Source organism: Pseudomonas sp. GCEP-101 (genome assembly GCF_025133575.1).
Classification (GTDB): domain Bacteria; phylum Pseudomonadota; class Gammaproteobacteria; order Pseudomonadales; family Pseudomonadaceae; genus Pseudomonas; species Pseudomonas nitroreducens_B.
On sequence record NZ_CP104011.1, the window covers coordinates 4,698,683 to 4,719,910 of the forward strand.

The 21,228-nt window shown below is 68.5% G+C and carries 16 protein-coding genes; 7 read left to right on the forward strand and 9 right to left on the reverse strand.

The features are described 5' to 3' along the window. Window positions 1-45 precede the first annotated feature (45 nt). Entirely contained in the window at window positions 46-1,227 is a 1,182-nt protein-coding gene (locus N0B71_RS21415; protein WP_259754773.1) for an acetyl-CoA C-acetyltransferase, read from the forward strand. Between the two features lie 252 nt (window positions 1,228-1,479). Continuing rightward, window positions 1,480-2,919, forward strand: coding sequence for a short-chain fatty acid transporter (locus tag N0B71_RS21420; RefSeq protein WP_259754774.1), 1,440 nt, complete (start codon window positions 1,480-1,482; stop codon window positions 2,917-2,919). 59 nt (window positions 2,920-2,978) lie between these two features. Here the strand turns inward: N0B71_RS21420 and N0B71_RS21425 are convergent, their stop codons facing one another. Together N0B71_RS21425 and N0B71_RS21430 are read right to left on the reverse strand one after the other, a co-directional pair. Next, the gene (locus N0B71_RS21425; protein WP_259754775.1) at window positions 2,979-3,899 is read right to left on the reverse strand and encodes a LysR family transcriptional regulator; all 921 of its coding nucleotides are present in this window, start codon (window positions 3,897-3,899) and stop codon (window positions 2,979-2,981) included. Window positions 3,900-3,918: 19 nt separating this feature from the next. Next, entirely contained in the window at window positions 3,919-4,446 is a 528-nt protein-coding gene (locus N0B71_RS21430) for a cysteine hydrolase family protein (RefSeq protein WP_259754777.1), read from the reverse strand. Window positions 4,447-4,595: 149 nt separating this feature from the next. Between N0B71_RS21430 and pqqF the strand changes: the two genes are divergently transcribed. From pqqF to nahK, 4 genes are all read left to right on the forward strand, one after another. Beyond that, on the forward strand, window positions 4,596-6,887 hold the full coding sequence (pqqF, locus tag N0B71_RS21435; RefSeq protein WP_259754779.1) for a pyrroloquinoline quinone biosynthesis protein PqqF: 2,292 nt from the start codon (window positions 4,596-4,598) through the stop codon (window positions 6,885-6,887). A 288-nt stretch (window positions 6,888-7,175) separates the two neighbouring features. Beyond that, on the forward strand, window positions 7,176-8,363 hold the full coding sequence (locus N0B71_RS21440) for a porin (protein WP_259754780.1): 1,188 nt from the start codon (window positions 7,176-7,178) through the stop codon (window positions 8,361-8,363). Window positions 8,364-9,854: 1,491 nt separating this feature from the next. Next, entirely contained in the window at window positions 9,855-11,012 is a 1,158-nt protein-coding gene (nosP, locus tag N0B71_RS21445; RefSeq protein ID WP_259754781.1) for a nitric oxide-sensing protein NosP, read from the forward strand. Beyond that, window positions 10,942-13,569 carry a hybrid sensor histidine kinase/response regulator NahK/ErcS' gene (nahK, locus tag N0B71_RS21450; RefSeq protein WP_259754782.1) on the forward strand — a complete coding sequence of 876 codons (2,628 nt, stop codon included), beginning with the start codon at window positions 10,942-10,944 and terminating at the stop codon, window positions 13,567-13,569. The genes nosP and nahK overlap by 71 nt, the downstream gene beginning before the upstream one ends. 314 nt (window positions 13,570-13,883) lie before the next feature. Here nahK and N0B71_RS21455 read toward each other — a convergent pair whose 3' ends face one another. From N0B71_RS21455 to N0B71_RS21480, 6 genes are all read right to left on the reverse strand, one after another. Further along, complete coding sequence (locus N0B71_RS21455) at window positions 13,884-14,744, reverse strand: DMT family transporter (RefSeq protein ID WP_259754783.1); 861 nt, start codon at window positions 14,742-14,744, stop codon at window positions 13,884-13,886. 40 nt (window positions 14,745-14,784) lie between these two features. Then, the gene (gene agmR, locus N0B71_RS21460) at window positions 14,785-15,450 is read right to left on the reverse strand and encodes a response regulator AgmR (RefSeq protein ID WP_259754784.1); all 666 of its coding nucleotides are present in this window, start codon (window positions 15,448-15,450) and stop codon (window positions 14,785-14,787) included. A 491-nt stretch (window positions 15,451-15,941) separates the two neighbouring features. Continuing rightward, entirely contained in the window at window positions 15,942-16,760 is an 819-nt protein-coding gene (locus tag N0B71_RS21465; RefSeq protein ID WP_259754785.1) for an ABC transporter permease, read from the reverse strand. Then, a complete protein-coding gene (locus N0B71_RS21470; protein WP_259754786.1) occupies window positions 16,757-17,488 on the reverse strand; it encodes an ABC transporter ATP-binding protein in 732 nt (243 codons plus the stop codon). Before N0B71_RS21470 ends, N0B71_RS21465 begins: the two co-directional genes overlap by 4 nt. Beyond that, window positions 17,485-18,453, reverse strand: coding sequence for a YVTN family beta-propeller repeat protein (locus N0B71_RS21475; RefSeq protein ID WP_259754787.1), 969 nt, complete (start codon window positions 18,451-18,453; stop codon window positions 17,485-17,487). Before N0B71_RS21475 ends, N0B71_RS21470 begins: the two co-directional genes overlap by 4 nt. Before the next feature lie 17 nt (window positions 18,454-18,470). Beyond that, complete coding sequence (locus tag N0B71_RS21480; RefSeq protein ID WP_259754788.1) at window positions 18,471-19,682, reverse strand: ABC transporter substrate-binding protein; 1,212 nt, start codon at window positions 19,680-19,682, stop codon at window positions 18,471-18,473. Between the two features lie 169 nt (window positions 19,683-19,851). Between N0B71_RS21480 and N0B71_RS21485 the strand changes: the two genes are divergently transcribed. Continuing rightward, the gene (locus N0B71_RS21485; RefSeq protein ID WP_259754790.1) at window positions 19,852-20,010 is read left to right on the forward strand and encodes a hypothetical protein; all 159 of its coding nucleotides are present in this window, start codon (window positions 19,852-19,854) and stop codon (window positions 20,008-20,010) included. A gap of 6 nt (window positions 20,011-20,016) precedes the next feature. Here N0B71_RS21485 and N0B71_RS21490 read toward each other — a convergent pair whose 3' ends face one another. Further along, entirely contained in the window at window positions 20,017-21,111 is a 1,095-nt protein-coding gene (locus N0B71_RS21490; RefSeq protein ID WP_259754791.1) for a GNAT family N-acetyltransferase/peptidase C39 family protein, read from the reverse strand. Between the last annotated feature and the right edge of the window lie 117 nt (window positions 21,112-21,228).

The window sequence follows — 21,228 nt, forward strand, 5'->3', positions numbered from 1 at the left end:
CAAGCTCGCTCCTACAGGGGGCAAATGCCAGCTTCGGAGTCCACGATGCAAGACGTAGTGATTGTCGCCGCCACCCGCACCGCCATCGGCGCCTTCCAGGGCAGCCTGGCGAACATTCCCGCCCATGAACTGGGCAGCCTGGTCATCCGTTCGCTGCTCGAGCGCAGCGGCGTGAAAGCCGACCAGATCGACGAAGTCATCCTCGGCCAGGTGCTCACCGCCGGCGCCGGGCAGAACCCCGCGCGCCAGGCCGCCATCGGCGCCGGCCTGCCGGTGGAAGTGCCGTCGATGACCATCAACAAGCTCTGCGGCTCGGGCCTGAAGGCGTTGTTCCTCGGCGTGCAGGCGATCCGTTGTGGCGATGCCGATGCCATCATCGCCGGTGGCCAGGAGAGCATGAGCCTCGCGCCCTACGTGCTGCCCAAGGCCCGCACCGGCCTGCGCATGGGCCACGCCGAGCTGCAGGACACCCTGCTGCGCGACGGCCTGATCGACGCCTTCAACGACTACCACATGGGCATCACCGCGGAGAACCTGGCCGAGAAGTTCGGCATCAGCCGCGAGGCGCAGGACGCCTTCGCCGCGCAGTCCCAGCTCAAAGCCGCCTCGGCCATCGAAGCCGGTCGCTTCAAGGACGAGATCACCCCCGTGCTGATCCCTCAGCGCAAGGGCGACCCGGTGGCCTTCGACACCGACGAGCAACCGCGCGCCGGCACCACCGCCGAATCCCTGGCCAAGCTCAAGCCGGCCTTCAAGAAGGACGGCACCGTCACCGCCGGCAACGCGTCCACGCTCAACGATGGCGCCGCCGCCGTGCTGCTGATGAGCGCCGAACGTGCACGCCGTCTGAACCTGCCGGTGCTGGCGCGCATCCAAGCCTATGCCAGCAGCGGCGTCGACCCGTCGATCATGGGCATCGCCCCGGTCACCGCAACCCGCCGCTGCCTGGAGAAGGCCGGCTGGAGCCTCGACGAGGTCGAACTGATCGAAGCCAACGAAGCCTTCGCCGCCCAGGCCCTGTCGGTCGGCAAGGAACTGGGCTGGAACGCCGAGAAGGTCAACGTCAATGGCGGCGCCGTCGCCCTTGGCCACCCCATCGGCGCTTCGGGGGCCCGCGTGCTGGTGACGCTGCTCCATGAAATGCTCCGCCGCGATGCGAAGAAGGGCCTGGCGACCCTCTGCATCGGCGGTGGCCAGGGTGTGGCGATGGCTCTCGTGCGCGACTGAGGCCATCCGACCAACGTTTGATTGGCGAGCGCCGGCCGGCATGTAGCAATGCCGTACCGGCAGGCGGGATGAACGGTGGGCACACCGACAGACGCACATCCTGCCGCGGTTTTTCGACGTCCCCCGGCGTCGGCAAACCCTTGCGTCACCGCCCGGTCCCACGCAGGCCGGGCGGTTTTTCATTCCAGGACGGGTATTGCCACACACCCCGTTCGACGATGAGCCATTACAAGAACAACGAGGTAGAGCCTTATGAATTCCCACGTGCACACCGCCGGCACGGCCCTGCAGGACAGCCGCTCGGCACGCTTCGCCATGGCCTGCTCCAACTGGGCCGAACGCTGGTTCCCCGACTCCTGGGTCTTCGCCGCGCTCGCGGTGCTGATCGTCACTGTCGCTGCGCTGGCCATCGGCGCGCCGGCCACCGAGACCGCCAAGGCCTTCGGTGACGGCTTCTGGAGCCTGATCCCGTTCACCATGCAGATGGCCTTCGTGGTCATCGGCGGTTATGTGGTGGCCAGCTCCGGGCCGGCCTCCCGGCTGATCGACCTGTTCGCCCGCGTGCCGAAGAACGGCCGCTCGGCGGTCGCCTGGGTCGCGGTGATTTCCATGGTCGCTTCGCTGCTCAACTGGGGCCTGTCGCTGGTGTTCGGCGGCCTGCTGGTGCGCGCCCTGGCGCGCCGCGAAGACCTGAAGATGGACTACCGCGCCGCCGGCGCCGCCGCCTACCTCGGCCTGGGCGCCGTGTGGGCGCTGGGGCTGTCGTCGTCGGCCGCGCAGCTGCAGGCCAACCCTGCCAGCCTGCCACCGTCGATCCTGGCGATCACCGGCGTCATCCCGTTCACCGAGACCATCTTCCTCTGGCAATCCGGCGTGATGCTGCTGGCCCTGGTGCTGGTGTCGCTGGTCATCGCCTACATGACCGCGCCCGGCGCGGCCAGCGCCCGTGACGCCAAGGCCTGCGGCGTGGACGTCAGCTTCACCCCGCCGAGCGCGCCGAAGGCCACCCGCCCGGGCGAATGGCTGGAGCACAGCCCGCTGCTGATCCTGATGCTGGTGGCGCTGGCCGGTGGCTGGCTGGTCCACGAATTCAGCACCAAGCCGGCGATCACCGCGATCTCCGGGCTGAACACCTACAACCTGCTGTTCATCATGGCCGGCGCGTTGCTGCACTGGCGTCCGCGCAACTTCCTCGACGCCGTGGCCCGCGCGGTGCCGACCACCACCGGGGTGCTGATCCAGTTCCCGCTGTACGGCTCCATCGCGGCGATCCTGACCACCGTGAAGGGCGGCGACGGCTCCACCATCGCCCACCACATTTCCACCTTCTTCGTGCAGATCGCCTCCCACGACACCTACGCGCTGCTGATGGGCGTGTATTCCGCGGTGCTGGGCTTCTTCATCCCGTCCGGCGGCGGCAAGTGGATCATCGAGGCGCCCTACGTAATGCAGGTGGCCAACGAGCTGCAATATCACCTGGGCTGGGCGGTGCAGATCTACAACGCCGCCGAGGCGCTGCCGAACCTGATCAACCCGTTCTACATGCTGCCGCTGCTCGGCGTGCTGGGCCTGAAGGCCCGCGACCTGATCGGCTTCAGCTTCGTCCAGTTGCTGGTCCACGTGCCGCTGGTGCTGTTCCTGCTCTGGGCGCTGGGCACCACCCTGCAGTACGTGCCGCCGATCCAGCCGTAACCGCGCCCTGAAAAAAGCCCGGATGTCGTGCGACCTCCGGGCTTTTTGCTGGGCGCCGTTCAGCCCCGGCTGACGTCCACCGCGCCGAGCGCGCGGCCGTCCAGGTGCTCGCCGCTGAGCTGCGCAGCGTCCTGGTCGAATACCTCGCGCAGCCAGTCGCTGACCGCCTGGAAGCGGCCGATGCGCCCGGCGTCGCGGTGGGCGAGCAGCCAGATTTCCCGCACCACCACCGCGCCGGAGAGGCGCACCAGGCCCTCGCGCTCGCCGAGGAAGCAGGGCAGCAGCGCCATGCCCAGGCCGCTTTCGCAGGCGTGGATCAGCGTGGTCACGCTGCTGGCGCGCAGGGCGAAATTGGCATTCGGGACGAAGCGGCGCAGCCAGCACATTTCCGGGGTGTCATCGAGGTCTTCGCCGTAGCCCAGCCAGGGCTGCTGCGGCCAGTGCTCGGCCGGCACCTGGGCAAACGGCGTGGCGGCGTAGATGGCGAAGCCGATGTCGGCGACCTTGCGCATCACCAGCGCGGCGTCTTCCGCCGGGCGCGCCAGGCGCAGGGCGAAGTCGGCCTCGCGGCGGGTGAAGGACAGCGCGCGGTTGGCCGGTATCAGCTGCAGTTGCAGGTTGGGATAGGTGCGCGCCAGGTGCGGCATGTGCTGCACCAGCCAGTGGCTGAAGAGGAAGTCCACCGCGGTGATGCGCACCGAACCGCTGATGGCGCTGGCCTCGTTGCGCGTCTCCAGCAGCATGCTCTGCACGTCGCCGAGGATGCGCTCGGCATAACCGAGGAAGGCCGTGCCGGCGTCGGTGGCCTTGTAGCCGGCGTTGTCGCGGATGAACAGGCGGGTCTGCAAGGCGCTTTCCGCCGCCACCAGGCGCCGGCTCATGGTCGAGGGGTCCACGCCCAGGGCGCGGCCGGCAGCGCTCATGCTGCCGTGGCGGGCGAGGGCGAGGAGGATCGGGATGTCGTTCCAGTCGAAATTCATGGCGATCTCGGCAAGGGCGTCAGAACGGCACGTCGGTGGCCGGAATCACCTTGGCGCGGGGGCCGAAGCTGCTGATGCTGCCGAGCACCGCGTTATGGTGCGCGATGATCTGCGCGGCGCTGAGCGCGGCGTTGTCGACCGTGGAGTGGGCATCGCCCGCCAGCGTCACCGCGTAGCCCAGCGCCAGGGCGCGGCGGGTGGTGGTGTCGACGCAGTAGTCGGTCTGCAGGCCGCAGATCACCAGGTGGTCCACACCGCGCGCCTGCAGCAGTTCCGCCAGGCCGGTACGCAGGAAGGAGTCGGGCGTGGTCTTGCGCACCGTGAGGTCGGCGCTGTCGGTGAGCAGGCGCGTTTCCAGCTGCCAGCCGGCGCTGCCATACTGCAGGTCATCGTCCTCGTGCTGCACCAGCACCACCGGTACGCCGGCCGCCCGCGCCGCGCGGCTCATGCCGTTGATGCGCTGCAGCACGTTGTCGATGTCGAAGCAGGCGTTGTCGCCGGTACACAGGTCGGACTGGACGTCGATGATCAGCAGGGCGGTGCTCATGGTGGAAGACTTCCGAAAGGCGGGTGGTGCCACGAATGGTAGCCGGGGCGCCGCCCCAGGCCAATGCTGGCCGGCAGTTGCTGCCAAAGCCGTATTTCCCGTCGCCGCGCTTTCGGCGATGGTGGCGCCTTGAGCCGGACCGGATGCCGATGAACAGTCTTCCCGCCACGACCCTGACCCTCGCCAACGGCCTGCGCGCCACCCTGGTGCATGACCCCGACGCCAGCCGCGCCGCTGCCGTGCTGCGCATTGCCCGCGGCAGCCACGACGAACCCGAGGCCCATCCCGGCCTTGCGCATTTCATCGAACACCTGCTGTTCCTCGGCGGCGAGCGCTTCGTCGACGGCGAGCGGTTGATGCCCTGGGTGCAGGCTCGCGGCGGGCGGGTCAACGCCAGCACCCGGGCGCGGCACACCGATTACTTCTTCGAGGTGCCGGCCGCTGACCTGGGCGAGGGGCTGGCACGGCTGGTGGACATGCTCGCGCGAGCGCCGCTGGACGAAGCCCGGCAGATCGCCGAGCGCGAGGTGCTGGAGGCCGAGTTCCTCGCCCGCGGACGCGACCCCGACACCCTGATCGATGCCGCCCTGGCGCTGGCCGTGGCGCCGGGGCACCCGCTGGGCCGCTTCGTCGCCGGGCGGCGCGACAGCCTCAAGGTCGACACCGCCGAGTTCCAGCAGGCGCTGCGGGACTTCGTCCGCGCCTGTCAGGCTGGCGGGGCGCTGCAGCTCTGGCTGCAGGGCCCGCAGTCGCTGGACGAACTGGCGGCATTGGCGGCGCGCGAAGCGGGCGTGTTCCCGCCGGGGGACGTGGCGGCGGTCGCCAGCCACGAATCGCTGCTGCCGCTGACGCGCCAGCCATTGAAGCTGCGCCTGCCGGGCGCGCCGCGCCTGGTCCTGGCCTTCGCCCTGGATCGCCTGGCGGGCGAGGGCGGTGCGCTGCTGGAGCAGCTCGAGGGCTGGCTGGCCGACGAGGCGCCCGGTTCGCTGCTGGCCCACTTGGGACAGAACGGGCTGGCCGACAATGCCCGCGTGCGCCTGAGCCGGTTTGCCAACGGCCATGGGTTGCTGCGCTTCGATATCGAACTGGCCGAAGCCGATGCCGCCGAGGGCGTGGAGTCCGCGTTCCTCGCCTGGCTGGAAGCGTTGCGCAAGCTGCCGGCGGAGGTGTTCGCCGGCGCGCCGGTCGACGCCCCTGGCAGCGTGCTGGAACAGCTGCAACGCCGCATCCGGAGCGCCGTGCCAAGCGCCTGGCTCGATCAACTGGTGGCACCGCGGATGATCCGCCTGCTCACCGGCGAGACGGTGATCGGCGAGTCGCTGACCTCCGCCGGCTTCACCCTCGACGTCGCGCGCTGCCCGCCGCGCAGCGTCGACGCGCTGCGAGGCCTGTCATGGTCGTTCGCGCCGACGCAGGCCCTGGCCGGCGTCGACCCGGCGGCGCTGCATCTGCGCTGGCGCTTCCCGCACGCGCCCGCACGGCAAGCCTTCCTCGCCGCGCGCCAGGCGCTGCGCCCGTTGGCCGGTGCGGCGCGGCACGAGGGCGCGAGTCTGCAGCTGGACGCACTGGAGAATGACTGGGCGCTATTGCTTTATGGCGCCAGGCACCACCTCGCCGAGCTGGCCGAGTCGGCCATCGACGCCCTGCGGCATCCATCCGCCACGCTCCAGGGGCAGGGCACGCGCCTGCTGGCCGCCGAGCGTCGGCGCCGGGAAGGGGAAATGCCCATTCGGCAGTTGCTCGACCTACTGCCGCAGGCGCTCGCCGGTGATGGCGAGGCGGCCCCGGACTGGTCCGCCGCCCACTGGGACGCCCTGGCCCTGGGCATCGAACTGCCCGATTCGCTGGCCGGTTACTCGACCACCAGCGCGCTGCCGCCGCGCAGCGGGCCGCCCGGCCGCCACCGCCAGGTGCTCGAACTGCCGGGCGAAGCGGCGCTGCTGCTGTTCTGCCCGCTGGCATCCCGCGCGGCGGCGGACGAAGCCGCCTGGCGCCTGCTGGCGCGCGTGCTGGAGCCGGCGTTCTTTCACTGGTTGCGGGGTGAGCGGCAGTTGGCCTATGCCGTGTACTGCGGTTTCCGCCAGGTCGGCATGCGCCGCGGCATCCTCTTCGCGGTGCAGTCGCCGCTGCTCTCCGCCGTGGAGTTGCAGGCCGAGGTGGACAGCTTCCTCTATCGCCAGGGCGAGGCGCTGCTGCGCCTGGACCCGCAGCGCATCGACAGCCTGCGGGGCCCGCTGGCCACGGAACTGGCCCGCGCACCGGGTGACTTCGCGGAGCGCCGGCAGCAGGCGTGGGACGATCAGCTGGCCGGTGTCACGCCGTCGCACCGGGCGGCGATGGTCCAGGCCCTGGACCACCTGTGCGCCAGCGAACTGCGCGCCGCGCTTGCCGCACTGACCTCCGCCCAGGGCGGGCACTGGCTGCTGCTCAGCCGCGCCTGAATCTTGTACTTCCGGCCCACGGTGCCCTTCGCAGGACGGTGCCGCGACCGACTTTTGCCCTACGCCCGAGGACGTGCTCGAAGGTAGCGGGCCGGCGGTCCCGAGTGCCCACGACCAACGCCGCGCGCCCCAGGTCGCAGCAGTCTCAGCGCCTTGCGCAGCGCTCCCGCACGACCGCTGCAAGGCCCGTGGAAACGGCGCCAAAGCAGCGTATGGCGGGGCTTTGTCGGTTTCGATAATCGCCTCCGACACGACTGAGCCGCAGTCGATCCCCACCCGGAGAGCGCCATGAACAAGAACAACATCGCCGTCCGCCGCCAGCTCCTGCCGCTGGCACTGCTCACCCTGGCCGGCCCCGCCTGTGCCGACATCACCCTGTACGACAAGGACGACACCACCTTTTCCACCGATGGCTACTTCAACGCCTTCTATGTGAACAGCGACGTCGACCGCAACGGCGAAACCTACGACCGCCGCCAGTCGCGGGTGAAGATGGGCTTCCTGCCCAACTACATCGGCTTCAACTTCGGCAAGAAGATCGACGGCCTGACCCTGACCGGGCGCTCCTCGTTTTGGGTGACCATCAACGACAGCGAACAGGACGGCACCGACACCGCCATCGACGTCCGCCAGTTCTACGGCAACGTCGCGGGCGACTGGGGCGAGGTGCTGATCGGCAAGGACTTCGGCCTGTTCTCCCGCTCCAACATCTTCCTCGACGAGTTGCTGGCCGGCTTCGGCAACGCCAGTGACACCCTTGGCCTGGTGGATGGCAAGGGCGTGTCCTTCGGCAACATCGGCACCGGCTACCCGTACCCGTTCCCGACCTCGCAGATCACCTATCGCAACAACAACCTGGTGGAGGGCCTGCATGTCGCCGTCGGCATCATGGACCCGATCGACACCAACCAGATCGACAAGGACGCCAGCGATGGCCTCGACGACAAGGCCTACCAGGACAACCCGCGCTACGAGAGCGAGATCAGCTACCAGTTCGACGTTGGCGGCGCGAAGATCTACAGCTGGGTCAACGGCGCCTACCAGACCTCGAAGAACACCAACGACGAAGTGGACGACGTGACCTCCAAGGGCCTGGGCTACGGCATCCAGGCGAAGATGGGCGGCCTCTCGCTGACCGGCTCGGGCTTCACCGCCAAGGGCATCAACCCGTTCTTCACCAACAACGTCGGCGAAGCCGCGCTGCGTGAAGTGGACAGCCGCGGCGTGCTGCTGCAGGGCTCCTACACCTGGGGCAAGAACCGCGTGGCGCTGTCCACCGGCGAGACCCGCGACGACGGCAACGGCCTGGGCAGCGCGGCGGATTACTCCACCAAGGGCATCGCCTACTTCCGCACCATCAACGACAACCTCAAGCTGGTGGCCGAATACAACGTCTACGAGATCGACGGTCGCAAGGGCTCCACCGTCAGCGAGGACACCGACACCTTCGCGGTGGGCGCCGTCCTCAACTGGTAACTCCCCCCCACTCCTTTGGCTGTAGTTCGGCGGGTCGGCACGGTGTGTCGCCCGCCTTTTTTCTTTCTCTAAAGGAGGGCTGACCGAAGGGTTGGGTCAGCTCGCTGAACCGGCCGGTTTCGCACCCAGGTGGGTTTGCGAGCAGGGACTACGCGCTCCCTCGGTTCTGCGAAGAGCCCGAAGATACGCACCTGTAGGAGCGAGCTTGCTCGCGAACCGCATTGCACAGACCGTAGGGAGGTAGCGCACCAGCGTTATCCGCCTTTGTGGCAATCGACGGTTATTCGTCCTACGAACTGATGAAGTATCAGCTCTCGTAGGAGCGGACTTTGTCCGCGATGCTTTTGGGCTTGGCATTCCTGCGCCGCTTCGGCATGTGCAGAGAGATTTTGTTTCGCCCCCCCCCTCGGGCGAGTCCCTTTTGTCAAACGACACAAAAGGAACCAAAAAGTCTTGCCCCTCCATCCGGTTTTTCGCTTAGGCGAAAAATTCCCTCTCTGGAGCGGAGTTTCAGGGGCACGCCACGAAGGGCCATCCCTGGCCCATCGCGGCTCTCGCGGCATCCATGCCGCTCAACCCCCGAAACTTCGCCCCAACGAGGCCTCCTGAAAGGGGCATCGGGAGGCATGGGTATTTCTCTGGAAGTCCCGAAGCCGGAGCAAAGAGCATGGTGGCCAGCCAGGCGCTTCAGCTCTTAGCTCCTGATGATTTCCAGAAGATATCCGCGCACTCCGGATGCCCCTTCAGGAGGCCGAGTGGAATCGGAGTTTAAGGGGTTGAGCGACAGGGATGGCCCGTCGACGCGTGCCCCTGAAACTTCGATGGAACGAGGGAACCCCGGCGAAGCCGGGGCCGGATGATGGGGCGCAGACCTTTGGTTACTTTGCGTCGTTTGGCAAAGTAACTCGCCCGAGGGGGCGAAACAAAATGTCCCCGCGCACGCCGAAGCGGCGCAGAAACACCCAACGCACAGCAGCGGAACCTGCAGCACCAGAGTAAAGGGCGGGTCGCGGGCATGGCCCGCTCCTACAGGTCGGCTGCGCGCCCAGCGGTAACCCTGGACGCTGCGCTGCCCGGTTCATCCCGATGTGTGCGGCCAGTGTGCAGGAGTGACCTTGCTCGCCCGAGGGGGCGAAACAAAATGTCCCTGCGCACGCCGAAGCGGCGCAGAAACACCCAACGCACAGCGGCGGAACCTGCAGCACCAGAGTAAATGGCGGGTCGCGGGCATGGCCCGCTCCTACACGTTGGTTGCGCGCCCAGCGGTAACCCTGGACGCTGCGCTGCCCGGTTCATTCCGGTGTTTGGCCAGCCTGTAGGAGCGAGCCATGCTCGCGAACCCGCCTGACGCCGGCCCCGCCGGCGAATCGCGGAGTAGCGCAGCTCCTGCCCGCTACTTTCGGATAAACCCGCCGCGACCCAAGTAGCATGGGGCGCGCCGCAACCGCTTCGTAGAATGCCAGCGTCGATTTCCGTCACCGGGCGTACGCCATGCACGAAACACAAGGAGTCGTTCGCGGCATGTCCAGTGCCCGCGACGTCGAGGCCGTCGCCCAGGACCTGGCGCGCCAGTTGCTCCACCCCAACCTCGGCTTCGTGCTGTTCTTCTGCTCCGCCGAGTACGACCTGCCGGCGCTGGCCGCCGCGCTGGAGCAGTACTTCGGCGGCATCGACCTGGCCGGCTGCACCACGGCCGGGGAAATCACCCCGCAGGGCTACGGCCGCGGCTGCGTCACCGCCGTGGGCTTCGACCTGCGCAGCTTCGCCATTTCCTGCGCGCTGGTGGACGAGATGGAGCGCTTCAGCCTGATCGACGCGCAGCAGATGGTCGAATCCCTGGTGGCCGACTGCCGCAGCGCGGGGCTTGCGCCGATCAAGGACCACAGCTTCGCCCTGACCCTGCTCGATGGCCTTTCCAGCCGCGAGGAAGTGGTGCTCGCCGCGCTCAGCGCGGCGCTGGGCGCCATCCCGCATTTCGGCGGTTCGGCCGGCGACGATAACCACCTGACCCACACCCACGTCTACTACCAGGGCCAGTTCCATACCGGCGCGGCGGTGGTGGTGCTGTTCAACACCTGGCTGGACTTCGAGGTCTTCACCACCCACCACGTGCTGCCCAGCGAGGAGAAGCTGGTAGTCACCCGCGCCGACAGCGACAGCCGCCGCGTGCTGGAACTCAACGCCGAGCCGGCCGCCCTGGAGTTCGCCCGGCTGGTCGGGGTGCCGCTGGAGCAGCTGGACTTCTCGTCGTTCCCGGCGCGTCCGCTGGCGGTGCGGGTGCGCGACCAGTACTACGTGCGCTCGATCCAGCAGGTCAACGATGACCTCAGCCTGACGTTCTACTGCGCGGTGGAGAACGGCATCGTCCTCACGGCCATGCATACCGGGCCGCTGCTGCCGGGGCTGCAGGCGCAGTTCCAGCGGCTGCACGAACGTCTCGGGCCGCCGCTGCTGACCATCGGCTGCGACTGCTTCCTGCGTCGCCTGGAGCTGGAAGTGGCTGGCGATACCGAACCCACCGCCGCGTTTCTCCGAAGCCAGCAGGTGATCGGCTTCAACACCTACGGGGAACACTTCAATGGCATGCATATCAACCAGACCTTCACCGGTGTCGCCATTGGCCGTCCTCGCGGCAACGCCGGACGCTGACCTGCGCGCGCGCCTCGACGAACTGGAGCGCGACAACCGCAAGCTGCAGCGGATCAACGCGGCGCTGATCGAGCGCGTCGAGTCGGCCACTTCCCGGGGCGACAACGCCTACGGCGCCTTCCAGCATTCGGTGGTGCTGGCCGAGCAGGTGCGCGAGCGCACGGATGCGCTGAGCGAGGCGATGGTCGAGCTGAAATCCAGCAACCAGTTGCTCAGCGATGCCCGGCTGCGCGCCGAGACCGCCCACCAGCACCTGCTCGACGCCATCGAGAGCATCTCCGACGCCTTCGTGCTGTTCGACCCGCAGCAGCGCATCGTCCTCTACAACGAACGCTTCCGCGCGTTCTGGGCGCAGACCCGCGCCCGCGTCGGCGCCGGAACGCGGCTGAGCGAAGTCCGCCGGCTGGCGCAGAGCAGCGGGCTGATCGTCGAGGAGCAGCGCAGCAGCGACGACGAACACACCCTCTACCGCCTGCGTAATGACCGCTGGGTGCGCGTGACCGAGCGGCCGACCCGCGACGGCGGGCTGGTGGTGCTCTACAGCGATATCACCGAGATCAAGCAGAGCGAAATGGCCCGCCGCGAGCAGGCGGTGGCGCAGAAGTCGCACCTGTTGCAGCGGGCCGTGGACAACCTGTCCCAGGGCGTGGCCATGGTGGGCGCCGACGGCGCGCTGGAGCTGTGGAACCGGCGCTTCCTCGAGCTCTGCGGGCTGGCGCCAATCGAGGCGCACCGGCCGTTCGCCGAGGTCATGGCCGATAGCGAGCTGCCGCTGCTGACCCCGCGCAGCCGGCCGCGCAAGGGCGAGGCGGAAGGGGTGATCGAGCAGCGCCTGTTCGACGGCCGCATGCTGGAGATCCGCACCCACGCGCTGCCCACCGGCGGCTTCGTCAACACCTTCACCGACATCACCGAGCGCTACCGCCACGCCGAGGCACTGCGCGAAAGCGAGCGCTGGATTCGCCTGATCACCGACCAGGTGCCGGCGCTGATCGCCTATCTCACGGCCGACCTCGACTACGCCTTCACCAACAAGGTGTACGAGGAATGGTACCGCTGGCCCAGTGGCTCGATGCTCGGGCGCAACCTGCGCGACGTGCACGGCGCCGAGCATTGCCAGCGCCTGGAACCGTTCTTCGAGCGCGCGCTGTCCGGCGAGAGTGTCACCTTCGAGATCGCCGAGACCAACCTCGCCGGGCAGGAGCGCTACATGCAGCGCTCGTACGTGCCCAACCGCCAGGTCGACGGCACGGTGAGCGGGCTGTTCGTGCTGATTCGCGATATCACCGAGCGCCGCCGCACCGCCGAGGCGCTGCACCAGGCCTACCAGAACCTCGAACAGCGGGTGCGTGAACGCACGGCCGAGCTGACCAGCCTGAACGACCAGCTCAAGCGCGAGATCGACGAGCGCAGCCAGGTCGAGGGGCGGCTGCGCGAGGCCAAGCGCGAGGCGGAGCAGGCCAACCTGTCGAAGACCAAGTTCCTTGCCGCCGTCAGCCATGACCTGCTGCAACCGCTGAACGCCGCGCGGCTGTTCACCAGCGCCCTGCAGGAGCGCAGCGGGGAGGCGCTGGTGCGCAACATCAGCCAGTCGCTGGAGGACGTGGAGACGCTGCTGGGGACCCTGGTGGACATTTCCAAGCTGGATGCCGGGGTGATCAAGCCGGATATCGCCTCGTTCGACGTCAGCGAGCTGCTTGGCAACCTGGCCGCCGAGTACCGCCAGGTGGCCGCCAGCGAAGGCCTGGCGCTGGACTTCGTGCCCTGCGGCGCTCAGGTGCGCAGCGATATCCAGCTGTTGGCGCGGATCCTGCGCAACCTGCTGACCAACGCCATTCGCTACACGCCGTCCGGGCGCGTGCTGCTGGGCTGCCGGCGGCGCCGGCACAGCCTGTGGATCGAGGTCTGGGACACCGGCGTGGGCATCGCCGCCGACAAGCTCGGCGAGATATTCCAGGAGTTCAAGCGCGGCGATGTGCAGCGCTTCCACCAGGATCGTGGATTGGGCCTGGGCCTGGCCATCGTCGAGAAGATCGCGCGCATGCTCGGCCATCGCATCCACGTGGAATCGGTGCCCGGCAAGGGTTCGCGCTTCGCCATCGAAGTCCCCCTGGCGCGCCGCATGGCGCGCAGCGCACCGGAGCCGGAGCGCACCGCCGACGACCTGGTGGAGCGCCTGCGCGGCTCCCGCGTGTGGGTGCTGGATAACGACGCGTCGATCTGCGCCGGTATGCGCACGCTGCTGGAAACCTGGGGCTGCCAGGTGGTGACGGCGCTCTCGGAAGAAGACCTGGCGCGGCAGGTGGACAACTTCCACGCAGAATCAGACCTGTTGATCGTCGACTACCACCTCGACGACGGGCTCAACGGCGTCGACGCGGTCGCCTCGATCAATGCCCGCCGTGGCACGCCGCTGCCGGCGCTGATGATCACCGCCAACTACAGCAACGAGTTGAAACAGCAGGTCCGCGAGCTGGGCCACACACTGATGCACAAGCCGGTGCGGCCGATGAAGCTGAAGACGGCGCTGTGCCATTTGATCGATAACGCCCATTGAGCGATGCCGGCATGGGCGCGGGGCTTTTGCGGCAGCGGAGCTTCTTCGCGATGGCGGTGCCCGCCGGTGGGATTCGCGGACAAGGTCCGCTCCTACACGGAAGCTCCCTGTAGGAGCGGGCCATGCCCGCGACCCGCGCACACGGCGCGGGCCAACTGGGGAACTCCGTCGCCGGCGAACGCAGAGGAACCTGTAGGAGCGAGCTTGCTCGCGAACGGACTCCGCTGCGGGCCCAAGATTCGCGAGCAAGCTCGCTCCTACGAACAGCGGCCCGGTTCGCGAGCAAGCTCGCTCCTACGAAAAGCAGAACCAGGTCAGGCGCGCTGGACGGCCGGTGCGCGGACCTTCGCCAGCAGGATCAGCGCGATGCCGCCCAGCACCGCCAGTGACACCAGCGCCAGGCGAAGGCTGATCGCCTCGCCCAGCAGGACGGCACCGGAGAGGGCGGCGAGGATCGGCACGCTCAGCTGTACCGAGGCACCCTGGATGGCCGACAGGCCTGGCAGCGCGCTGTACCAGATGGCATAGCCGATCCCCGAGGCCACCGCGCCGGAGAGCACGGCGTAGACGAGGCCGGGCATGTCCAGCCGCAGATCGGCGTGGAAGATCGCTGCCAGCAACGCGGCGAAGGCGATGGCGCGGACGAAGTTGCCGCTGCTGATGGCCAGCGGATCGCTGCCGGTGCGCCCCAGCAGCGAGTACAGCCCCCAGGCCACGCCCGAGAGCAGCATCAGCAGCGCGCCGGCCAGCGGCGGGGCGCTGGCGCTGGGCAGCAGCTGGACGAGCAGCCCGCCCAGGGCCAGCAGGAAGCCGAACAGCGCCTGGCCGCGCAGGCTTTCGCCGCGCAGCAGGCCGACGAGGATCATGGTCACCTGCACCGCGCCGAACAGCAGCAGCGCGCCGGTGCCGGCGTCCAGTTGCACGTAGGCGTAGGAGAAGGCGGCGGCGTAGACGAACAGGGCCGCCGCCGCGCGCCAGTTGCCGCCGTCGCTGGCGGCGCGATGACGCAGTTTCAGCAGCAGGGTGAGCATCAGGGCGCCTGAGAACAGGCGGATGCCGGTGAAGCTCACCGCGTCGATGCCGGTGGTCTTCAGGGCCAGGCGGCAGAGCAGGGAATTGCCGGCGAAGGCGATCATCGCCAGGCCGGTGAGGCTCAGGGTGCGGGTGGAAGGCATCGAGGGGTTCCCGGTAGCGATCGCGGCAGCACGAAGGGGCTCAGCGGCGCAGGTAGGCCGTGAAGTCGATGTCGCTGGCGCAGAGAATCGCCTGCACGCGGTTGTGCACCTTGAGCTTGCGCAGGATCGCGGAGACGTGGGCCTTCACCGTGGTCTCGGCGATCTCCAGGTTGTAGGCGATCTGCTTGTTGGATTCGCCCTTGGTCATGCGCTCCAGCACCAGCAGCTGCTTGCGGGTCAGCGCCTGCAGCAGTTCCGGGGGGATGCTGTGATCTTCCTGGCCGCTGCGGCGCGGCGAGGTCTTCTGCGTGCGGATGATGTCCGACGGCAGGTAGACGTTGCCGTTGAGGATCTGCTCGATGGCCTCGGTCATCTGCACGCGCGGCGAGGACTTGGTGATGAAGCCCACCGCGCCGTAGGTGATGGCCTGCAGCACGACCTGCTTGTCCTGCTCGGCGGAGACGATCACCACCGGGATGGTCGGCGCTTCGTTGCGCAGGCTCATGAGGCCGTTGAGGCCGTGCATGCCGGGCATGTTCAGGTCGAGCAGGATGAGGTCGAGGTCGTCGTGTTCCTGGGTCAGGCCCAGGGCGCTGTCGAGGTCGGCGGTCTCCATCACTTCGCTGCCGGGGAAGCCGTCGGCGATGACGTTGTGGATGGCCTCGCGGAACAGCGGGTGATCGTCGGCAATCAGAATCTTGTACATGGCCTACACCTCGTTGTTGTCGTTATGGGTGGCGAGCGGCTTGCGGTCGCAGGCTACTTCAGGAGTCACGAAAGAGGGTGCGGTCGGGCGCCTGGCAGGGGCAGCCCGGCCCGTTCCCGGGCATGGATACCGTCACGGTACCAGTAGAGGCGGGTGGCGCCCAGTGCGCGGGCGCGGCGGTTGGCGTTTCCGCGCGCCCGGCAATCGGAGCGGCAGTCGAACCGCCGCGGGCGCCTGGCAGCGCCGGCGGTGCGGCGGGGGTGAGCCTGTGCCGGGCAGGCCCGCCACAGCGGCGTGCCATGGGCCGGGGCGGTCGGCGGTATCCGGGGCGGGCCGGGCAGGCAGGCGGCCAGGCAGCCGGGCACAACATAAGCAAGGCGAGGCATGGCGAAATCTCTTGTCGTTCTTCTTGTAATGGCCATTAGATGCTGCTGTTGCGGCTTTGGAAATTCGACGTCAGGAGGGGCGAACCCGTACCAAAGTAGTAGGTTTCACCCCTTGCGCAGGGCCGCGTGCTGCGGGTTGAAGGTGAGCACGGCGAGGCCGGCGAACAACACGGTCAGCCCCAGGCAGACGGCCGTCGCCAGGGGGTTGAAGCGCTCGTAGAGGGCGAAGCGCACCAGTTCCACCGCGTGACTGAACGGGTTCAACGCGCAGAGCCAGTAGAGCCACTGGCTGGCTTCGCGCATCTTCCACAGCGGGTAGAGCGCCGAGGAAAGGAAGAACAGCGGGAAGATGACGAAATTCATCACCCCGGCGAAGTTCTCCAGTTGGCGGATGCCGTTGGACAGCAGCAGCCCCAGCGCCCCCAGCAGCAGGGCGGCCAGCAGCAGCGCCGGCAAGGCGGCGAGCAGGCCCACGGCCGGTGGTTGCACGCCATACAGCCAGGCGATCAGCAGGAAGGCATAGACCTGCAGCAGCGACACCAGCGCCGTGGCCAGCAGCTTGCTGGCCAGCAGGAAGGCGCGCGGCAGCGGGCTGGTGAGCAGCACGCGCATGCTGCCCATCTCGCGGTCGTAGACCATCGACAGCGAGCCCTGCATGCCATTGAACAGCAGGATCATGCAGCACAGCCCGGGCACGATGTAGGTCTCGTAGGTGACGTAGGTGTCGTACGGCTCGATGATCGAGATGCCCAGCGCGGCGCGGAAACCGGCGGCGAACACCAGCAGCCAGAGGAGCGGGCGCACCAGCGCGCTGAGAAAGCGCGAGCGCTGCAGGACGAAGCGCAGCCACTCGCGCACGACGATGCCGCGCAGGCACTGCCAGTAGGCGGCGGGGCCGAAGCGTGGTTGCTCCAGGGCACTCATGCGCAGGCCTCCAGGCGGGTCAGGCGGTCGAACGTGCGCGCCAGGTTGCCGGCGTCCGGCGCGCAGATGTCGCGCGCCTCGCCACGGGCGACCAGGCGACCGCGATCGAGCACCAGCAGCGCATCGTCGTCGCGCACTTCGTCCAGCAGGTGGGTGGTCCAGAGCACTGCCAGGCCATCCTCGCGGCACAGCCGGCGCACGTGCTCGTTGAGCGCCTGGCGCGCCGCCGGGTCGAGGCCGACGCTGGCCTCGTCGAGCAGCAGCAGGCGCGGGCGATGCAGCAGGGCGCGGGCGATCTCCACGCGGCGACGGTGGCCGCCATTGAGCGCGCGGACCTTGTCGCGGCGGCGCTCCTGCAATTGCTGGCGGGCCAGTTCGGCATCGATCCGCTCGTTTGCCACGCTGCGCGGCAGGCCGTGCAGGGCGGCGTGGTAGCGCAGGTTCTGCTCCACGCTCAGGTCCAGGTCCAGGGTGCTCTGCTGGAACACCACGCCCAGCGCGCGCAGGGCCAGGCGCGGCTGGCGGCGCAGGCTGCAGCCGAGCACGTCGATCTCGCCCTGCTGCAGGTCGTAGAGGCGCGTGAGCAGGGCCACCAGGGTGGACTTGCCGGCGCCGTTGGGGCCCAGCAGGGCGGTGAAGCGCCCGGCCGGCAGCTCGAAGGCCAGGTTGTCCAGCGCGCGCCGTGGGCCGTAGGCAAAGCTCAGGTCGCGGACGGTGAGCGCGTTCATGGCGTCACCACCACGCCCCAGGGATAGCGGCCGACCTTGATCGACTTGGTGACCTTGCGCGAAGCCACGTCGATGACCGACACGTCGCCGCTGACGCCATTGGTGGCCAGCAGGGTCTTCTCGTCGGGGGTGAACGCCAGGTGCCAGACGCGGCGGCCCACCAGCAGGTAGTCGAGGACTTCGAAGGTCCTGGCGTCCACCACCGCCACGTGGTTGGCCGGGCCGAGGGCGACGAAGGCCAGCGTGCCGTCGCTGGTCAGTTGCACGCCGACCGGCTGCACCTTGTCCGGGTGCACCCCCTGGATGGCGAAGCGCAGGGTCTTGAGGATCTTGCGGCTGGCGGTGTCGACCACGCTGACCGTGCCGCCGATCTCCGCCGAGACCCACACCTGCGAGCCATCGCGCGTGAACTCGGCGTGGCGCGGGCGCTGGTCCACCAGGGTGCTGTCCACCAGCGTCTGCGTCGCGGTGTCGATCCAGTGCAGCATGTTGGTGGTTTCGCTGGTGTTCACCGCCCACTTGCCGTCCGGGCTCACCGCCATGCCTTCGGGTTCGACGCCGACGTCGATCTGCCCGAGCACCTGGGCAGTCTGGGTGTCCACGACGGTCACCAGCGCATCGTCCTCGTTGGAGATGTACAGCCAGCGATCGTTGGGGTGCAGGGCGAACTGCTCGGGGTCGGCCCCCGAAGGCAGCTGCCTGATGATCTTGCGGGTGGCGAGGTCGAGCACCTGTACGGTGTCCGAATCGCTGGCGCAGATGTACAGCAGCGTGTTGTCGTGGGACAGCGCCAGCCCGCGGGGGCGTTTGCCGGTGTCGATGGTGCCGGTGACGGTCAGGCTGTCCAGGTCGATGACGCTGAGGTTGTTGTCCTTCTCGTTGGATACGTAGGCGGTGGCGGCGAAGGCCGCGGGCGCAAGGCCGAGGGCGAGGCCCAGGCAGGAGAGGGCAAAGAGGCGGGGCATGGGCAGGTTCCTCAGGGTCATTCCGGTTGTGGCGGGGCGTCGGCGAGGCGGCATTGGCTTTCCGGCGCATCGAGGCCGAGGCTGTCGAGTTCGCTGGCGGGATGCAGGAAGCCTTCCTGCGGCGAAGTGCTGACCAGCGCGCGCGGCTGCACCAGGGGGATCGGCTGGCGCAGCTGGCCGTCCCAGGGGCGGAAGCCGAGCTTGTAGCCCTTGAAGCCGTCCAGCGGCAGGTCGGGGGACAGCGACAGCCTGCGGATCGCCAGCGGGTCGGCGTCGCCCAGGCGGGTGACGGCGCTGGCGATGCTGCGCACGGCGATCCAGGCGGCGAAGTCGCGGTCGTTCATCCAGCGCCCGGCGTGCGCCTCGAAGCGCTTCTGCAACTGCGCGGCGCCATAGGTTTCGACGGTCTTGTGCCAGCCGGTGGCGACCAGCCCCTGGGTGCCGGCGACCGGGCGCGGCAGCCAGGTGTTGTAGGGCACGTATTCGCCGAAGTCGCCATGCTCGTCGGCCACCAGCACGGCGTCGTAGTCCTGGCTGGACTGGGTGAACAGCGCCATGTCGGCCTGGGCGCTGCGGCGCTGGTCGTTGGCGAAGGTGAAGGGTTTTTCTTCGACGATCTTCGCGCCGAAGCGCTTGGCCGAGCGACGCAGGGCGGTGGCGTACTGCGCGTCCTCCGGGCGCTGGCCGACGATCAGCAGCCAGCGCGTCCATTTGCGCAGCACCAGGAACTGGGTGAGGGCGTCGGTCAGCATCAGCCGGCTGGGCAGCGTGTGCAGCACGTTCGGCGCGCACTGGCTGGCGCGCAGCTCGTCGTCGGCGGCGCCGGCGTTGAACAGCAGGCTGTCCGGCAGCGCGGCGGCCAGTTGGCGCAGGGTGTCGGCCGGGGCGTTGACCACGAACAGGCGCAGGCCGGCGTCGTGCAGTCGCCTGGCTTGGCTGAGCAGCTTTTCCGGGGTGTCGGTGCTGGCGGCTTCCAGGCGGTAGCGGTGCTTGAGGAAGCGTCCGGTGCTGTTGCTGTCGGTGATCGCCAGTTCCGCGCCGCGCAGCCCCGCATCGGTGGGCTCGGGAATGACGTTGGACAGCAGCGGGCCGGGATCGGGGGTGTAGCCCAGGTAGCCGATGCGGATGTCCAGCGCGGGGGCATCCGCCGCACGCACGTCCAGGCTGAACGCCGCGGCGCAGGCAACCGCGAGCAGGTAGGCCATGCCGTGCAGGACGAACTGGCGCATGGGGCGACTCCTTTGTGGGTCGGCACGTTCTTGTGCGGCCAGCATAGGAAGCGCCCGCGGCGCGGCAAATATGCAGAAAGTAGCGGTTGGGGCAGTACCAAGGTAGTAGGTGGCGCGGCGCGCCCGCGCCCTAGGATGGCGCTACAAGAACCAGAAGAGGAGCGTCGCCATGCGTATCGCCGTCACCCTCGTCCTGCCGATCCTGCTGATGCTCAGCCTGTTCGGCTTCGACTTCCTCTACACCCGCAATGGCTACCTGCCGGCGGCGGAGTTGCGCGCGCCGCTGGCGCCAGTGAGCTGCTTCACCCCGTGCCGCAGCGCGCCGTAGCGGCCCTCAGCGCGTGTAGAGGATCACCGCGGCGCGCAGCTTGCTGCGGCCGAAGCGGCTCATCTGCTCGAACTCGGCGTGGCTCACCGGGATGTGCTGGCAGTCCAGCGGCTCGCGGTGCTGGCTGTGGTCGACATCCGGGTCGTGCAGGTAGACGAAGTCCTCGTCGCTGTCGGTGACCACCACCCAGTGCGGCGCCTTGGAGCGGGTCAGGCGGTAGCTGCTGATCAGCACCAGCGGCTGGCCGCCGGCTTCCAGCGCGCCCTGGATGTCCAGCTGGCTGACCAGCAGTTGCTCGACGTCGCTTTGCGCCAGCTCGGCGCTGAAATCCTCGTGGACCAGGCGCATCACCTCGCGCTTCTCTTCGCTGCGCACCCCCTCGAGAAACAGCGGGCCATCCTCCGAGAGCAGCAGGCGCACGCGAAAGCCCCGGCGCAGCGCCGCCAGCGCCAGGCCCTGGGGGCTGCAGCCGCCATGGCCGGCAGTCATATAGATAGTGGTCGCCTCGCGCCACAGGCGCAGCTCCTCGCGGCGCTCGAGGCGGCGCTGGGGCTGCAGCGCACCCATGGCCATCAGCAGGGCCGAGGGGCCGCAGGTGAATTCGGTGGTTTGCCGGTAGTAAGGCACGTGCCGGTGGTTGCGCTCGTTGAGGTGGCGGATGCGCTTTTCGAAGCGCAGGGCTTCGCTATGGTCTTCGTAGTAGTCGCGTACCGTGGCGAACGGGCGATAGCCGTTGCGCTCGTAGAGGGCGATGGCGCCGCGGTTGTCCGGGCGCACCTCCAGGCGCAGGTAGGCGCAGTCGTTTTCCCGCGCTTCGGCTTCGGCGCGGTCCAGCAGTTTCTGGCCCAGGCCGATGCCGCGGGCGCGCTCGTCCACGGCAATGGAATACAGGCGCGCCAGCGACGTGCCCTGGTGGAACAGCACCAGCGCGTAGCCCAGCAACTGGCCATCGGATTCGGCCACGGTGAGGCTGGCGTGGGCGCGGGTGATCATCCACTGGAAGTTGCGGCGGGACAGGCGATCATGCTCGAAACAGCGGTTTTCCATCTCGACCAGGGCGTTCAGGTCGTCGGCGGTGGCGGCGCGGAACTGGAGTTTCATAGGGTAAGCATTCGTTAATCGGTGAGGGCGCACCGTGTGCGCTGCTGGCGGCGAACGGGCGCTGTGAGGCGTGGTCGAAGCTGCAACCAGTATTGTCCCAGGGGCAGGGCGCGGCAA

Coding starts and splice junctions, on each gene's coding strand:
- N0B71_RS21470 (WP_259754786.1), bottom strand. CDS start 17,488: ATGAACGCGCTCACCGTCCGCGACCTGAGCTTTGCCTACGGCCCACGG.
- N0B71_RS21475 (WP_259754787.1), bottom strand. CDS start 18,453: ATGCCCCGCCTCTTTGCCCTCTCCTGCCTGGGCCTCGCCCTCGGCCTT.
- N0B71_RS21465 (WP_259754785.1), bottom strand. CDS start 16,760: ATGAGTGCCCTGGAGCAACCACGCTTCGGCCCCGCCGCCTACTGGCAG.
- pqqF (WP_259754779.1), top strand. CDS start 4,596: ATGAACAGTCTTCCCGCCACGACCCTGACCCTCGCCAACGGCCTGCGC.
- N0B71_RS21455 (WP_259754783.1), bottom strand. CDS start 14,744: ATGCCTTCCACCCGCACCCTGAGCCTCACCGGCCTGGCGATGATCGCC.
- N0B71_RS21430 (WP_259754777.1), bottom strand. CDS start 4,446: ATGAGCACCGCCCTGCTGATCATCGACGTCCAGTCCGACCTGTGTACC.
- N0B71_RS21425 (WP_259754775.1), bottom strand. CDS start 3,899: ATGAATTTCGACTGGAACGACATCCCGATCCTCCTCGCCCTCGCCCGC.
- N0B71_RS21480 (WP_259754788.1), bottom strand. CDS start 19,682: ATGCGCCAGTTCGTCCTGCACGGCATGGCCTACCTGCTCGCGGTTGCC.
- N0B71_RS21490 (WP_259754791.1), bottom strand. CDS start 21,111: ATGAAACTCCAGTTCCGCGCCGCCACCGCCGACGACCTGAACGCCCTG.
- N0B71_RS21420 (WP_259754774.1), top strand. CDS start 1,480: ATGAATTCCCACGTGCACACCGCCGGCACGGCCCTGCAGGACAGCCGC.
- N0B71_RS21415 (WP_259754773.1), top strand. CDS start 46: ATGCAAGACGTAGTGATTGTCGCCGCCACCCGCACCGCCATCGGCGCC.
- N0B71_RS21440 (WP_259754780.1), top strand. CDS start 7,176: ATGAACAAGAACAACATCGCCGTCCGCCGCCAGCTCCTGCCGCTGGCA.
- agmR (WP_259754784.1), bottom strand. CDS start 15,450: ATGTACAAGATTCTGATTGCCGACGATCACCCGCTGTTCCGCGAGGCC.
- nahK (WP_259754782.1), top strand. CDS start 10,942: ATGGCATGCATATCAACCAGACCTTCACCGGTGTCGCCATTGGCCGTC.
- nosP (WP_259754781.1), top strand. CDS start 9,855: ATGCACGAAACACAAGGAGTCGTTCGCGGCATGTCCAGTGCCCGCGAC.
- N0B71_RS21485 (WP_259754790.1), top strand. CDS start 19,852: ATGCGTATCGCCGTCACCCTCGTCCTGCCGATCCTGCTGATGCTCAGC.